This is a genomic window from Paenibacillus sp. FSL F4-0236, from assembly GCF_038000135.1.
GTDB lineage: Bacteria > Bacillota > Bacilli > Paenibacillales > Paenibacillaceae > Paenibacillus_AQ.
Genome location: NZ_JBBOBK010000001.1, coordinates 4504545 through 4521808 on the forward strand (window position 1 = coordinate 4504545; position 17264 = coordinate 4521808).

At 40.8% G+C, this 17264-nt stretch carries 8 protein-coding genes; all 8 read right to left on the reverse strand.

Going from position 1 to position 17264, the window contains the following annotated elements:
• Positions 1-172 precede the first annotated feature (172 nt).
• The 8 genes from gnpA to sigK all read right to left on the reverse strand — a co-directional run bounded on the left by gnpA (position 173) and on the right by sigK (position 17168).
• Complete coding sequence (gene gnpA, locus NSQ29_RS20195; protein ID WP_445739198.1) at positions 173-2335, reverse strand: 1,3-beta-galactosyl-N-acetylhexosamine phosphorylase; 2163 nt, start codon at positions 2333-2335, stop codon at positions 173-175.
• A gap of 31 nt (positions 2336-2366) precedes the next feature.
• Entirely contained in the window at positions 2367-3206 is an 840-nt protein-coding gene (locus NSQ29_RS20200) for a carbohydrate ABC transporter permease (RefSeq protein WP_341125931.1), read from the reverse strand.
• Complete coding sequence (locus NSQ29_RS20205; RefSeq protein WP_341125932.1) at positions 3203-4093, reverse strand: carbohydrate ABC transporter permease; 891 nt, start codon at positions 4091-4093, stop codon at positions 3203-3205. The genes NSQ29_RS20200 and NSQ29_RS20205 overlap by 4 nt, the downstream gene beginning before the upstream one ends.
• Positions 4094-4186: 93 nt before the next feature.
• Positions 4187-5527, reverse strand: a complete 1341-nt coding sequence (locus NSQ29_RS20210) for an ABC transporter substrate-binding protein (protein ID WP_341125933.1) — start codon at positions 5525-5527, stop codon at positions 4187-4189.
• A gap of 185 nt (positions 5528-5712) precedes the next feature.
• Positions 5713-11901, reverse strand: coding sequence for an endo-alpha-N-acetylgalactosaminidase family protein (locus NSQ29_RS20215; protein ID WP_341125934.1), 6189 nt, complete (start codon positions 11899-11901; stop codon positions 5713-5715).
• Positions 11902-12281: 380 nt separating this feature from the next.
• Positions 12282-13895 (reverse strand): response regulator, encoded by a 1614-nt coding sequence (locus NSQ29_RS20220; RefSeq protein ID WP_341125935.1) that lies wholly within the window; start codon positions 13893-13895, stop codon positions 12282-12284.
• 32 nt (positions 13896-13927) lie between these two features.
• Positions 13928-15694 carry a cache domain-containing sensor histidine kinase gene (locus NSQ29_RS20225; RefSeq protein ID WP_341125936.1) on the reverse strand — a complete coding sequence of 589 codons (1767 nt, stop codon included), beginning with the start codon at positions 15692-15694 and terminating at the stop codon, positions 13928-13930.
• 943 nt (positions 15695-16637) lie between these two features.
• Positions 16638-17168 carry an RNA polymerase sporulation sigma factor SigK gene (gene sigK / locus NSQ29_RS20230; RefSeq protein ID WP_341126795.1) on the reverse strand — a complete coding sequence of 177 codons (531 nt, stop codon included), beginning with the start codon at positions 17166-17168 and terminating at the stop codon, positions 16638-16640.
• Positions 17169-17264: the final 96 nt, after the last annotated feature.

A 17264-nucleotide genomic window follows, 5' to 3' on the forward strand; every position in this document is an offset into this window, starting at 1 on the left:
GGGATAAGAAGCATGAAGACAAGGATAAAGCTTATGATTAATGTAATGGCTCGCTCTTTACTCAGCAAACAACAACGCTTGGGCTCATCATGCCCAAGCGTTGTTGTTTTATTTAGCCGTATTGTGATTACCTCTGTTCTATGTTAATAACAATCCAAACTTATTTACCGAGCTATTTAGTTAGACTATCCACCCTAAACCATTCATGACCGCCCGGTTTAAGCTCAACCTCAATATAGCTCTCAGTATTTTTATACAGCTTCGTTCGTTGCGGATCCTGTGAGTTGTTAATGACGATTCCCCAGCCAGTTTCCAAATAAACGGCGCATTCCGTTTCTACATTATCACAATACCATGTTAACATCTCATTCTCTGCACTTGCAGCCCAATAGATCGATCGAAGCAGTAAGCGGCTATTTGCCGGTGAGTAAGGTAATCCCGCAATATAAACGCTGCGTCCTTGCCCAAAACTATTTGCCGCTACGGCAATATCGCCTCTTTGCATTTGAATGATATTCGTTTGCTCACTTACACTGCGAATAAATTCAACTTTTTCTCCACAATCAATCGGCTTAACCTGTCCCCCCATAATGAAGTGATCGCTCGCATTTTCTTGATCATACTTAGTGTAGCTTAAGGTGTAGCCTATTTCTTTATCGACACCCAGCACATCGCTCATCTGAAAGAAACGTCCCTGATGCATAAACGCACTTGGTTCGCCAATTCCAATAAAGCCGCCACCATTATAGACAAACTGTTTCAAGCAAGCAATGATTGCTTCATTTGCCCAATAATCGTCGCCGCTCCAGGCGGTTCCTGCATCCCCGGCGTTCAAAATGACTCCTATATCTTCCGGTATACCCGACTCTAGCACATCATCAAAGCTAATAAACTCAACATCAACTGCTAATCCACTTAACGACTCGAGCATGCCTAGATAGGTATAAATTTTTTTGTACCAAAGAGAATGGGCTACCATCGTAGTCTGCCAAGAGCGAAGCTTGCCCCAAGAATTGAGCACTGCTACTTTAAACTTAGGCGTATATGCCTTCGTACCATTCATTCGCTCATATAGCGTCCGAAATTCGTCACTTATCTGTTCCACACATGTTATAAAGTCAGGAAATGAAGCAGCCAAGCTCAAATAACCGCCATAACCGATTCTGTCGACTGGTTTTCGTAGAATTGCTCTTCTCGCCTTTACCCAATTATCAATTGCTTCAGCCGTTGGATTGCCTCCCTCATAGAATACATCCGGAAAAAAGTACGGAAGAAAACGGGCCTCTGTATATTTCACACCAGGTATATCGGATATCATTCGCAACGTGGCACCATTACCAACAGAGCCTACCACAGCGTCTAGCCCAATAGACGGAAACAGATCGCCATAGGGTTCAGTACCGATCCAATTGTCGCCCAGAAACATTATCGCTTCACGTCCTGCTTGATGGGTGATGTCAACCAATTCCCAACTCTGTTTACAGACAAATTTGTGTTGAAATTGTATCCAATCGCGATACTGTTTGCTCGGATTGCGGAAAGGCGTATTATGATACCCCTGATCAACAAGATACTCTGGACGCATCCTGTAACCATACTCCGCCTCAAATTGCTCCAGCGCTAGCGGACTAACTGTCGTCGAATAGCCAAACCAGTCGACATACTTCTCCTTTGCTAACTCATTAAAGATTATGGTGAAGTGGTAGAAGAAGGTGGTAAAACGTACTACATCAACATGCTTGTTAGCTTCGAGCCAGTCTTTCATATACTCTGTTATATGTGCCCACGTTGGCGAGTGGCGAGCATCATACGGAATCTCATGCGGCTTATCTCCCCATTGATTCGTAATATGATTGTACATCTGGGTCTGATCCCAAATTTGCCAGACTAGAAACGTAACGGTATAGCTATGGAATCTGTTCACCTGATGGAGGGTAACAATTCCTGTTATAGGATCGACACTCCAGCTTTCAGGATCCACGATTTCTCCTGTCGTTCGGTTAATAACTTCCCACCATCGCTTGGGATCATGATCGTAATCTACTTCAAGCTGTTCCCGATAATAGCCCTTCATTAGCTCAATTTGCAGCGACTCCTCGACAGCCGTAGTATGGGGCGTCATAATGTACATTTGCTGACGTTGATCGGGATGCTCGTGTGCCCACAGCTGATCATTTCTTGTCGGGAAATACGTGGAATAGACTTTCATCTTCATCTCCTGCAACTGGTCAGGCAGATCCGTTCCATCACTATTCCGTACTGCATCAGCTCCCCATCGCTCAAGAATGTCTTTCATTAAATCGTAATCCATGCCTGCTTCTATGGGGACTGTCATTCGTCCTTCGCTGCTCAACTAAGATCCCTCCTTATGATTTCACTGCGCCTGCAACGATACCTTTGAAAATGTACTTTGAAAATACAAGGTAAATCACAAGTGTCGGCAACATAACCAATATAATCGCAGCGCTTAAATAATCCCAACTTCCAAACTTTGAACTACTAAAATACATCAACGTCGTAGTCAACGTTCTTAGTGTGCTTGACGGCATATACAAATACGGAACATACATATCATTCATAACATCAACCGCTTTAATAATTGCTAATGTTGCAGTTGCCGGCAGTAGAAGTGGGAAAATCATTTTAGTAAAAACTTTAAAGTACGAACAACCATCCAACATCGCACTCTCATCCAATTCTTTGGGAATACTATTTATGAACTGCGTATAAATATAGAGCTGTACCAGATTTGTTGCTGCATAAATCACGATTGGAGCCCAAATTGTATTATATAGTCCAAGATTTTTAATAATGGTAAACCGTGAAATTTCAGTAATCATACCAGGCATAATCATACCTGCTACAAAGAGACCGAGTATGATCTTCTTCAAGCGAAAATCAAATCTATTAATCGCATAAGCAGTCATTGTTCCCAATAGAGAATTAATGATGACACTGAATGTAATAAGGAATAAAGAATTACCAAAGCCCTGTAAAAACTTCCCCTTTTCCAGTACAACTTTGTAGTTATCGAAATCAAAGCTTACAGGCAATTTCAGAGCAAATTCAGAGCCAATTTCCACCGAAGTTTTAAATGAAGCGAATAACGTTATAAGCAAGGGGATAAAGATAATCATACAAATCATAATTAGAATGAAATACAAGGCAAGCTTTTTGATAGGGATTGCTAAACGAGTTGTCGTCATTCCTCACCAACCCCCTTTAGGTTGAACAGCCTGTTCTGTACACCATTCAGGATTAAAATGAGAATTAACATCGTGATGCCCATCGCAGAAGCCATACCGAAGCTGTTAAATTTAAAGGCTGTCTCCAGGGTATATAATATGAATGTACTACTCGCATGACCCGGACCGCCCTGTGTCATAATATATGGAATATCGAACACTTGCAGTGCCCCAACGACGTTTAAGAACAAAATAACCTCGAGTACCTTTTTCACACCAGGAAGGATAATATACCAGAAATTCTGAATGTTGTTGGCACCATCGATTTCTGCTGCCTCGAATTGATCCTGAGGAATGGATTGTAAGCCGGCTAAGAATAAGATGACATGGAAGCCTGAGAATCGCCAAATCGATACAAACACTAAGCTAATGTTAACTATAGAATCATTCGTCAACCAGTTCTGTATGAGCGACTCTAGCCCAAGCACATCAAGAATGCCATTTAACCCACCATTAATAGGACTGTAAAAGAAGGCGAAAATATACGAAATAGCAACCCCATTGATTATGTAAGGCATAAATACGATGGTCTTAAAAAACTTACTGGCACGAATCTTACTATCCAATAAAACCGCAATCATTAGTTCAAGCGGAATCATAATTGAATGAAAAATGAAGTAGATGCCGTTATTGCGAAGGGATAGCCATACATCAGATGAATCCGTAAACATCTTAATGTAATTGTCAAAACCTATATAAACTTGATGGGCTTCAACACCATTCCAGTCGGTAAAACTTAGTCTGATAAGCTCTATAAGCGGGTAAAGTACAAACACCAATAGCAGGAATATAGGAATCAATAAAAAGCTGAATAACAGTATGTTTTTCTGCTTAGAAATCGTTTTCATTTCTACCTCTCCATTTCTTTCTATACTTGGAAAGTGGCTATCTAAACGGTAGCCACTTTCCTCTTTACTCAACTTTCGAATTGAGATTTATTTTTATTTGGAACGGGCATTTTTCCAACTTTTATTCATTTCCTGCATCATCTTATTGAAATCCTTGCCCGACATCATGTCCTGCCCCATTTTCTTCACATCGAACTTAATAGCCGATTCGATCTTCTTATAATCCTCATTGCCGCCTTTATTAAGCACATAATTCAGATTGGATACATCAAAAGCTCCGTCGAACATGGTACCTAGATCAATCTTAGTATCCTTCATCGTTGATTGAAGCTGCGCCTCTGTCAAAAATTTCGAATACCATGCATCGCTGAAGAACCAGTTAATGAATTCTTTCGCTTCTTCTGGATTCTTCGAAGTTTTCGGAATCGTATAGAACGTGTCTACCATGGAAATCGTATTGAATGGCTGATCTACGGAGTCACGAACCGGTAGCAAGAAGGCGCCAATATCATTCATATCCACATCTGTCATCGATTTCAAATCACTGCCGAACCATTGACCAAGAGCAATCATCGCCGCCTGCTTGGAAGCAAACATCAGCTTGGATTGATCAAAGCCAACACCGAGGGGATCTGGACCCATAACCTTTGCATCGTACAGCTCCTGAATTTTCGCAGAAGCATCATAGAAGGCCTGGCCTTTCGTAAAAGGTTCATCGATCGTCGCCATCGTTGACCAGTAATCCCCATCACCCGCTACAAGTGAAGGCATAAACTCGTTAAAAGGATAATCCGGCCATGCGTCTTTTCCGCCCATCGCAATCGGAATATATTTGCCGCCGTCTTTAATCTTTTTAGCAGCCGTTACGAACTCTCCCCAAGTCTTTGGAATCTCAAGTCCATATTCCTGGAACACACTCTTCCGATACCAGACAAACTCATTGAATTGGCTATCGGGTACACCATAAATATGATCATCCACCTTGAAATCAGCTGCGAACATGTTATTCTTGGCTGCATCCAAGTCATCCAGAGGTAAGATATTATCCTTGAAATTAATTAGCCATGCTGATTTTAGTGGCAAAATATCTGGCAATTCGTTTGCTGAATTCCGGATCTTCATCGTATTTTCATACTCCGTATCCTTTAACAGTTCCAATTCAATGGTGACATTCGGGTGTTCTTTTTTGTATTCGTTTACAAGATCCAGCTTTGTAAATAAATCCTCCGTAATTGTTGACCATATCGGGAGTTTTAATGTAACAGGATCCTTCTTTTCTTCTTTCTGCTCCTGCTTAGTATCCGGCTGAGTAGTAGATTGCCCCTTATCAGCAACCGTTTCCCCTTTAGCACAACCTGTAAACAATGGAATCGTTAAGGCAGAAATCATGATCATACTTAGTATGCGTGTAATACGTGGTCGAGCATTATACATTTTACATTCCCCCTATACTTATTTGATGCAGGCTATTACTCATCTGCTGCTTATATCATAGCCCTTCCGATATGAGACCTGAATGATAAAACATTAGAAATCATGATATAGTTTTGGCTATCGATCTCTTGAAGAAGGAAGAAGATCACCTACACTAGAGCAGATGATCTTCTTCGAAGTTACTTCTATTTTTTTGAATTTAGCATAGCTAGAATCAAAGTGACTGCTTCAGCTCTAGTGGAAGAGGCATTCGGATTAAATTTGCCATCCCCATTCCCATTAATTAAGCCTGCTTCTGCTGCTGTTGCCACATAAGGTCTTGCCCATACTGGAATCTGATCAGCATCATCAAACGTCAGTGTTGCCTTTGGATTCACTTCAAGTCCCAGTGCACGAACGGCAATGACTACTAATTCAGATCGTGTTATTTCTTTATTCGCACGGAATGTGCCATCTTCGTATCCCTTAATGAAACCGGCTTTAGCAATGGCTTGAATGAAGGCTTTAGCCCATGCTGGGGTTTGCTTTTGATCAGCAAAACTAAACTCCGTATCGCCAAGTTCCAATTTCAGCGCTCTTGCTAACATCGTTGCGAATTCACCACGTGTTACAGTACCATTCGGACGGAAAGTCCCGTCTTCATAGCCAGTTACAAAACCAAGTTCAACGGATTTTTCAATGAAAGCCTTAGCCCAATGATCCGCAAGATCAGTAAGCTTTACTTTTGGAAGTTCAGGCTTAGTTGGTTGTACTGGATCTGCTGGTTTCGTTGGCTTATTATCATCTTCTGGTTTTGGTGTAGGTGTAGGGCTTGGTGTTGGCGTTGGATCTGGTGACGGTGTCCAGCCACTACCCGAAGAGCTAGTCGTCACCGATACACTCGGACCATTCACGCTCCAGTTTCCTGCTGCATCGCCTGCTTCAACTTTAAAGTTATATGTCGTGTCAGACGACAGGTCACTGACTGTATAGCTAGTGATATCTCCTGCTAATGTAACTAGTTCGCTTCCGTTCTTGTAAACTTTATAGCTTGTTACACCCGTATCATCCGCTGCTGCCGTCCATGAAAGTGTAAGACTAGTTCTGCCAACATTCGAAGTCGTTAATGCTTTATTTTCTGACCATGTTGGTGCAGTTGCGTCTGTTGGTGTAACGTCCTTATACGTTGCTGTTACTTTAACAGCTTCAGCAGGCATGACAAATGTAGTAGCTTGGGCACTTGCATCTTCGAATTTAACGCTAATGTTATCCGTCATCCATTTATCAAATTGTTGGCCTTCCGGTGCGCCATAGGCTGCGATTGTAACGGTGGCTCCTTGAGCATAATTTCCGCTACCTTTACCATGTACGACTTTAACCGCATATTCTTGACCTGGAGCTACTACGTCCTTATAAGTTGCTGTTACTTTAACAGCTTCACCAGGCATGACAAATGTGGTAGCTTGTGCACTTGCATCTTCGAATTCAACACTAATGTTATCAGTCATCCATTTGTCAAATTGTTGGCCTTCTGGTGCGCCATAAGCTGCGATTGTAACGGTGGCTCCTTGAGCATAATTTCCGCTACCTTTACCATGTACGACTTCAACCACATATTCTTGACCTGGATCTACAGTTGATTTAGCACCGTAAGCTTCAAACTCACGGAACCCTGCCCATGCTGAGCCAACACCAAGAGCAGTTACTTTTATAAATTTAATATTTTGAGCTGACCAAATATCTTCTGTAGCGCTTTCAGTGACTGGATTATCCCACTTATCCACCGTTTTTCTCCAGGTTTCGCCATCAGAAGACACTTCAATTCTATACTTCATCGTACTTGAAGCTGTTTCCCAAGTCATCTTTGAACCCGTAACATCGTACTGTGCTCCCAGGTCAACCATCCACCAATGTTCCTTACTTGGATCACTTACGCTCCAACGAGTCGATATTTGACCATCATTACCCATAGCTGCTGTATTACCTGACTGCTGACTGCTTGCGGTTGCAGGCTTCTTCAAAGCAATGTTCGGATCCTCTTTTACTGTAATTTGAGCAACGGCTTTCATGTCAGTACCTTCAATCGTACCATTTACAGAAAATTGACCTTCTTTATTAATCTGCTCATCCGTAATAAGGTCCCACGTCACAGCTACAAAACGCTTTGAATTATCACTCATCGTTACTTCGATCATGTTTGGTAAAAGCGGTTTTACGCCAATAAATGTGCTCATTTTTATTTTAGGAATTTCACTAATTGTAGCTTGACGCTCCGTAACTATAACAATAGCCTGTGCTTTGATATTAGTACCTTCTACTATACCCTCTACTTTGAATGATCCAACATTCTGGTAGCTACCTTCAGCTATTTCATTCCAAGTTACAGGTACATTTGCAACTGTACCAGTTGAGGTTACCATCTTAGCCGTTGCTGGCATCATAGGTGCAGTTCCTACTGTCGTGTAAACCGTCATCACTTTTGCATCTACGATATCTACTGCCCCACTCGCTGTTACGGTTACAGTAGCTGTAATCGCTGCAGCTTCAACGCCATTAATGTGTCCTATTACTTCAAATTCTCTTTCTTCAGCATATTCTGAAGGGGTAATGGTTGGCCATTGCACTGGCAAATCCATTTCTGTGCCATTGCTCAGTGTTGCCTTTACAGTTGCAGGCATTTCCGGATGCATACCAACTGCAGTACTAACTGTAACGGTATTTGGTCCAGTTATAGATGGAGCTTCTTGAGCAACTCGCATTTCAGCTACACTCGCCCAACCATTAATTCCTTCTAACGCTGTTAACTTAACATGAGTTATTGGCTTAGGATTATTAATATTTATAGACTTTGTATCTACATTAACCTCCCAATTACCTTCTGCTACCTTCTCAAAGTTCACTCCATCAGCACTTGTATATAACTCATATTTCTTTATCATTCCATTTTGCTGGCTTTGTCTTGGCGTTACATCTACTCTGTTTACACTGTAATCTTTACCTAAATCAAGCGTAATGGATTGTGGTAATTTATCACTTCCATTCCAAGCTGTGTGCCACAATGAACCTATGTTTCCATCAAGAACATTTTCTGGTGCCTCACTTGGTTCATAACCCGTTGCACTTGCAGTGATACCATCTACAGGTATAACAGATAAGTCGACAGGTGTAATTTGTGGTGGTTCAATGGTAGCATCTTTTAATTCTTTAACCACTAGATCATCAAGGATAAAGTCTCCTGCTGAATCTCCAGCGGTATTTCTTGTTCCAATCCAGAAATCTTCCGTGCTTGCTGTAAATTTAACCGTAAACGGTGTAGGAACGGTTGCCTGCGGCATAGGTACATTCATCATTTCCTTCGTACCGTTACCGACAACGAAATTAATCTTCTTATCGAACTGACTTTCATATTTGAAAGATACTTCGTAAGTTGTTCCTTTATCAAATCTTAAAGTCTGCGGTAATGTTCTCATGATAAGACCGCTACCTGTTTTATGGGACTTAATGGACCATTCGCCATTTAATACGTCATCAACTGCTTTTCCATTCCAACCTTTCTGGGTGTATGGAGCGTGTAATTCTGATAAGTGAGTACGTGGATCACTTACTCCGTCAGCATCTGCTATGACAAATGGAGTCAACCCTTGGTCCACATGTTCAAAATCTTCTGCTACGACTACCTCTGGAGATTGCGGTACAACTCGCTTGGTAGGTACAGAGCGGACATCGTCAAATGTTACAGTCGCTGTTCCTGGAGCTACTTTCAAGTACAATGTGGCTGTATCCTGTCCTGCCGCAACATCAAACACGACTCTCATTCGTTGCATATTGGTGCTGTGCTTGGAGTCAGCTGAAATGTAGTTTTGCAGGGGTGAACTTTCCGTATAGTTCGTAATGTCTGCTCCGCCAAAATCTTTCACGCCAATCGTCGTTCTACGTTTTGCATTTCCTGCCGTGTTTGGATCAGTTGCATTTGTACTGTTTGGCGTATTTCCTACCTGAACATATATGGAAGCCGAGTAGGTTCCAGGGTTCAATCCTGATAACTCCGTCTCTAATACAGTCTCTTCCGTATTTTCTTTGACGACTAATTCATATTGTCCACGATGGTTACGTTCTACGGTTGCAGCACTGTCTCCACCTTTGATAATCGACCAGTTGTCTAATGTTCCGCTGTTAAAGCTTGGGTCCTTTGCAGGCATCGCAAATCCCCAATTCATATCTTCAACCTTTGGCGTAACGTCTCCTTTATAAACAACGTAAGCCTGTTTTGCTGCAGCAATATCAATCGTGATTTTTCCATTAACTGCGTTTATCTCTTTTTCAAGCTTCTTACCAGTATCTGTTAATCGATACAACTTAACTGATGTTACATTGTTCCAGCTTGTTGGAAGTTCCCAAGTCGTTGTACCGCCTACTTCATTATAGTGATAAAGTTTTTCTTCAGCACCAGCCAATTCGCTATCTGTCTTATCGGCATTTGGCGACCATGGCAACAAGTATTTGAGGTTTGAATAAGTTACCTTATCGTAAGTATTACCGCCCTCTGAAGCTGGTGTAATTGTTACATCTTCTTCAAGAAGCTTTTTACCATCCTTCGTGAAGGTTCTTTTTCCGTCATTTTTTCTTTCAGCAATGACATTTCCTTCAAATTCGACTCTTCCCACATTATTGTTTACATCGTACTTCGTCATCGGGAAACTTTGCAGATATTTCGTTGGCAGATTTGTTTTGAATACAATATCAATCATTTCATCATAATCTACTCTACCCTGCCATCCTTCTGCATCATTTGCCTCCGTACCGCCTAGGATTGGATGGCGAGCAATCCACGTATCTTTCTGATGATTTCGCACAAATCTAGCAATATCACTGCTATAGCCCTTGATGTTCTTACCGCCGTAATCATAGTCAACCGACCAGTGATTCCAAACGGCATCATCTTCTAATACATTTGGAAATTCAGTAGTAAGGGTCCATCCCAAAGAATTCACTTCTCTTGCAAATCTTCTTCCGTTAAAACCTTGTTCATACCATGCATCGGCATAAATAAAATCAAGTGTTGGCGCATCATCCTTTAACATCTGTAGGCGGTTCATTCTGTTGCCAGAATAAACTTCTCTACGGTATGTTGGGTCATCAAAGTCATAGGATGGATCAAGCCAGTCCCAACCGCCTTTATTGATATTTACTAATTGATCATCGAATGCCTTTGCTTCTGGGTGGGCACCTGTACCACTAATGTGTACACCCATAAAAGCATTATAGTTCTGCGCTTCTCTTACAAGCGTATCCATATCCTTCTGTCCGCCCTGACGTACACCTATATGTCCGCCGTAATCCGGATGTGCGGAGTCATGCCCTTCTGCTTGGTAACCCTTTAATTCCACCCACTGTCCAAGCCCATCAGTTGATAGATATATTTTCTTTGTTTCATCTAAAGTCTTTAAGAATGGGTTGGTTGCCTGGCTGCCAAAGTTCATCGGTATACGGTGAACAACAAGTTCAGACATGCGATCGCTGCCCACGGGATTACTCATGATATTACGGAATGCAACAGCTCCATCCTGCCAATCTATTTTAGCATCAGCATTTGCGTCCTCTGTGATAACTACTTTCGAATGTGGTAATGGTTCAGTTATCTCATCAGGCATACTGTTCCCGCGGTATACCCATGAAGCACTCCACAAAGCTGTACGGGAGTAATCCGTTTTCTTGGTCGTTTGTTTCACAATCCGGTGATTGTCATTATCTCCATCGGCATTTGTATCACCATATGCATTCGACCATACAGCTGCTGCCAGTTGATCATTGTTAATGAACGCGTACATATAGTTTTTTGGTGAACTATCTACCGTGGGAGTACCTGATACATCTTGATACACATCACCTTTTTTATAAACAGCGTTTTCCATTCTGGAACCGACAAATTTAGCACCCGTTTCTGTACTTCTTACTGACACCAAGCTATGGTTCGGAATTTCAATGGTATGTATTCTAGATGTACCATTTTCCTCCACCTTTGTTACTTCGAAATCAAATGAATTTTTTACTACTTTCATTGTTAGCTTAATGACTACATTCAGCTCATCAACAGTTAGCACATAGTAGGCTTTGTCTGCCTCTTCTGTGTACTCTACTTTCGGTACATAGTCTGTTCCGTTAATTCTTATTGTGTTTAGTACATCTTCTGATCCATTCAGAACTTTATTTTTGAATTCATACTTTATTACTCTTGGGAAATTCTGATCTAATTGAACAGACATTATATTTGATTCAATGATTCCATCATTAGCTGCTGCATCCGCAATTCCTGAAAATGCAGGAATAGTAATACTACTCAGCTGTGCAGAGACTACCACAATGGCTAAGTTTTTAATTACCTTTGATAGTGACATTTTCATCCTCCTTCAGGATTAGATCTATTTACTTCCAAATAATTTCAATTAACCTTTAATGCATTAGCTACGAAGTCAGCATCACCTCCTATGAGTTATACTCCGTAATGAAATCGCTTACGAAAGTTATTGAATTCATGGAGATTCATAGGAAGATCATTCCGATTACTAAGTGCTTCTATTTGGCGTCTTCGAATGTTTTATGTTTACATCTTACTTTCCCTCCATGGATAGTTTAATGACGATAATTTGGATTTCTTGATAAATTTTACGAAGTTTCCTCCTCCTATCAGCCCCTCTGATTCTCAATTATGTCAAGTAAAAACGGATACCATCTTTTTAGACGGTATCCGTTTTCGAAATCATGATATAGTTTTCGGTTACTTAGAAACCGTTTTCATAAACTGATTCGGACTCATGCCAGTCACCTTCTTAAAAACCCGGCTAAAGTGCTCCGTACTAGCATATCCGGTACGCTCTGCAATCTCATATATCTTTAGATAAGGCTCCTTCTTCATACTTTCCATTGCCTTTTCCATGCGTACTTTTGTTACAAATTCTTTAAAAGTCTCCCCTACCGCCTTGGAGAATAATGTACTGAAATGACTTTCACTTAGATGTACGATTTCGCTTACTTTCCGAAGGGTAATATCTTCATCATAATGCTCCATAATAAAAGCTTGAGCAACGGCTACAACCCGATTCATTTGCCCCGCTTTCCTATCCATCTCTTGAAGAAGCTGCTGAACCAAACTTGAAATCCTGGTTTGTAATTTAGCGGCGGAGTCAATCTGCCAAGCCATTCGATATACGTCCTCAATCTTATTCATTTCCTGGTTATTCACAAAACCGTTATCATACATGAACTTCACTAATATCATTAAGAGTTCCATATATCGAGTACGCAGTACCTCATTTCCCATGGAGGCAGAACGCTTTATCAGTGTGAACATTTTATCTAGTTCTTGCAGCACCGATTGCTCTTTCCCCACCTTCAGTGCATCCAGCAAGGCTTTCTCTTTCCCGATTAAGGTCTCTCCCGACTGCTTCAAGAAATGTCTGGCATCCTCAGGATAAATGATTTGATGCTTATTAATAACGAAGCGCAAATCAGCATTTTTTCGAGCTTGAAGATAATACGCCGGGATTTGCTTTACCTCTTCACACATCTCACTTACGCCTATCGTGACTTGAATGTTGATGTATTCCTTCAGTACAAATATGATTTGATTCATGATCTGTGAAATATGCTGTCGCACATACATTAAACTACTCGTTCGAAACGATAACACTACTACGTACTCATATGGATTACAACTAATAACTTCACCTGTTCCTACCTCTGTTAGCACCTGATCAATTGACTTTACAACGGAACTTACAAACTCCCCAATGGATGATCCATATCGCTCCCGCACCTCGGCAGAGCTTTCTACTCTAATCAAGGAAATTGTAATACTATTCCATTCCAGCCTCATGTTCAAATCCTCCAGAATTGATGGTTCGGACTGAGGACTCACACCAATTTCAAGCCATTCCCGGATGGTTTGCTGTTTCAATCGTACCTGTTCTCCATTACGGATTTCTCTCGATTGTCTTGTCATGGTCTGTTCAACTTCAAAGTCGTGCTTGATCCGATTCAAGAGATTCAGGACAACATTCGGATCCATCTCCGATTTAAGAATGTAGTCATTGACTCCCCTCTTAAATGCCTTTCTTACAAATTCAAAATCATCATACGCACTTAAAATGACAACATGTGGAGAAGTCCCAATAACCTGATTAAGCTCATCAATAAGCTCTAAACCATCCATCACAGGCATCTTCAAATCCGTAATCACAATGTCAATCTCTCGATTTTCCTTGATATACTGAAGGGCTTGATAACCATTACTCGCTTCATAAACAATCCGAAATCCGTTCGATTCCCAGTCAATCAGCGTAGATAATGCCAATCTCATAATAGTCTCGTCTTCTACGATCATTACATTCATCTCTCGGTCGTCCTTTCCATGAAAAATCATGTTCATATCAATGGAAGTAGAATAGTAACGATGGTACCTCTGTCTAACTTACTATCAATTTCCACGCCGTAAGGATGACCATAATTAAGCTCAATTCGTTGTAACACATTATGTACACCGATCCCGCTAAAATTCCCACGCTGGTATTTCTCACCCTGATTCAGCAATTCACTAATTTGATCGTCTGTCATTCCTTTACCATAATCCGTGATGGAAAAGCATACTCCAAGCTCATGCCGAATCGCTTTCACCTCAATAAGATCATTCATATTTTGTTGATCCAGTCCATGAAAAATAGCATTCTCAAGAATCGGTTGAAGCAGCATTTTGGGCATGCTGTAATTCAAAAGCGTATCATCAATATGAAACTGGATATTCAGCTTCCCCCCATAACGAACCTGCATAATATGAACGTATGACTCTAGTACCTTGATCTCCTGACCGATCGGGGCTAGCGAGTTTGGTTCACGAAATACATGAGTCAGAAGGGCAGATAGGCTCTCAATAATTTTACGAATATTGTCTGTTTTTGCTATCATCGCCATAAGTCGAACAGAATTCAATGTATTCGATAAGAAGTGTGGATTAATTTGTGACTGCAAAGCTTCAATTTCAGCCTGGCTGCGCGCTCGTTCCTTCAAATCCCGTTCTTGCATAAGATCTCTGATCTGAGAAACCATGCGATTAAAGGAATGGCCCAGCCGCTTAATCTCGCCTCTTCCGTCTGCCTTGACCTCCATCAGAAAATCACCTCTCTCCACCTTTTTCATCGCTCGAATGAGATTCTGCAGCGGCCTAAGCAGGTCTTGGAAAAACCAAAGTAGGAAAATTATAAAAAAAGCGGAAATACCAAACATAAAAATGAGGGATATCTTTAAGAATTGATCAGCGTCCCTCGTAACCATGCTCTCATCTAAAATATTGGCGATACTCCAATCTGTCTTCTCGAACGAATACAGCTTAAGAAGCTTTTTCTCTCCATTTATCTTAATAAAGGAGTAATCATCATCATTAGTATGAGATGGCTTTTGTACCATCTTGGACAGTTCCATCATGATTTCAGGATCTATCTTATCATGATTGTTCTGATTCACAATTCGATTACCGTTTCGATCAATAATGAACTGTTTAATTTTAGGATTAGAATGAATGAAATCTGGAAGGGAGGCGTGAGTCGTCAAATAAACCATCTCAACCTCTGATTCCAAAGATTGATCCGGATGAAGCAATAAGGTAAACATGTCCTGTTTATCTGAAGTAATACCGTTCAGGCTATCAACAATGAATGTTGTTCCATTGCTGCTCCTCAACGCCTCCTGATACCATGGCAGATTGCGAATGTTAGCACCGGACATCGTTGGAGGGTTCTTAAAATAATAGTAGCCTCCATCCTTAAATGTAAAAATAACACTGACAATCTCATTACTATAGTTTGAGATAATATTCAAGTATGCATCGATCTCACGCGCAAGTTGAATTTTTTCTACGGAAGTCGCACTTCTGCTCCACGCTGAGACTGCATCTAATATCATGTTGTCGTTCACATTAGCGATTGTAGCAATGGTAAGTGAGGCTCGTTTCAGCTCAGAATTCATATTGTTAGATGCGATATCCAGTTGTTGATCAACTTGATCAATGGATCTTTGAATTAATGATGCTGAATAATATTTATAAAATATTGTGATAAACAAGATGAAAGGGACGATGATAATCAACACAAAAGTTCCGATAAAATGCTTAGTAATCCCTTTATCTCTATATCTGAACATTGAAACCCTCCATACATGTATATGTAACTTATTATCGGGTCCAGTTATGACAAAGAAGATCACCTTCAATAGCGTACTAGAGCAGGCAATCTACTTTGTTAAATGACTCCTATTCCATCGAGGTAACTTATCATTCCATTATCTACCACAGGACATAATATAACTACAGTTTACAGATTGAATAGGCTAATCTTAATGATATTTCTTATTATTCCATGATGTTTTTTCTGTATTTAAATAGGTAGCCGTTTCGAACGCTTTAGGAAAAAATAAAGACATAGTGCATTCTGCAACATTCCGTGCAAGATCTGTATAAGCAATATCTAAATGAGTCTTGCTGATCATTGTTTTGGGCAAACACAAATCTTGTAAAATACTAGAAAATAAAATTTGTTATTTTCATTATAGGTCAGGATAAAGACCTCATCTAGTATAATTTCGTGATATTCTTGTCCTATGTTTGCTTCAGCGACAATGGACAAAAAAATGCAAGCGGGGGCAGGAGAAAAATTCAGAAATTCATCTCAAGTATGCAGCAAAAAAACTGCCATTCGGATGTTACAGGATCGATGGGGAATAACATTGCAACTCCATATCCTATACTTACCCTGCGAAAATAATAGGAAATATATGCCCCCCACGCCAGCCCAAAGATAAAGAAAAAGAGATCCACAAACCTCGTATAATTTGGCCAGCAATACCCCAAAAGGATAAGCGATATGATCGCTATGATTTCTTTACACCAATGGATGCCGGAACAAAATCAGTTAATCAATTCTCGATAGCTGCGATTAAAATAGGGACGTGAATAGCTCACTACATTTATATTCATTAAGTCTCACCCACTTGACTTAACAAAAAAAAGCAACCTCCTTGTTGGCAAGTCGCTTTTTAAAATTTTCTATTGCAAAACTCTATTTTTTTCTAGACTATATCTAAGACCCTACCGCTTCGCCTTATAAAACTCATGATACAACTTCATGAGCGCCCTCTTCTCTATCCGCGAAACATAACTCCGCGAGATCCCCAACTCCTTGGCAATCTCCCGCTGCGTCCTCTCTTCTCCACCTGTATCCAGCCCAAACCTACCCACCACAACTTCTTTCTCTAGGTCATCCAGAATATCAAGATTACGATAAATCTTGCTCTTCTCGATCTTCAGATCTACTTCTTTAATGACATCATCAGCCTCGGAGCCAAGGATATCGATGAGTGTAATTTCATTACCTTCCTTGTCTGTCCCAATTGGATCGTGCAAAGATACAACTTTACGAGTCTTCTTCAAAGATCTTAAGTGCATCAGAATTTCGTTTTCAATACAACGGGCAGCAAAAGTGGCCAGCTTTGTACCTTTGTTCGGGCGATAGCTTTCGATAGCTTTAATCAGGCCGATGGTGCCGATGGAGATCAGATCCTCCATGTCTTCCCCAGTATTATCGAATTTTTTGAGGTTGTGGACACGATGCGATGTAATAACTAGAAATGGACTGAATTATGCATGTCTCTGGGCAAGCAAACAATTAAATAGCCACATGGAGTTCTTACACTCCTATGTGGCCTTTCACTTAGC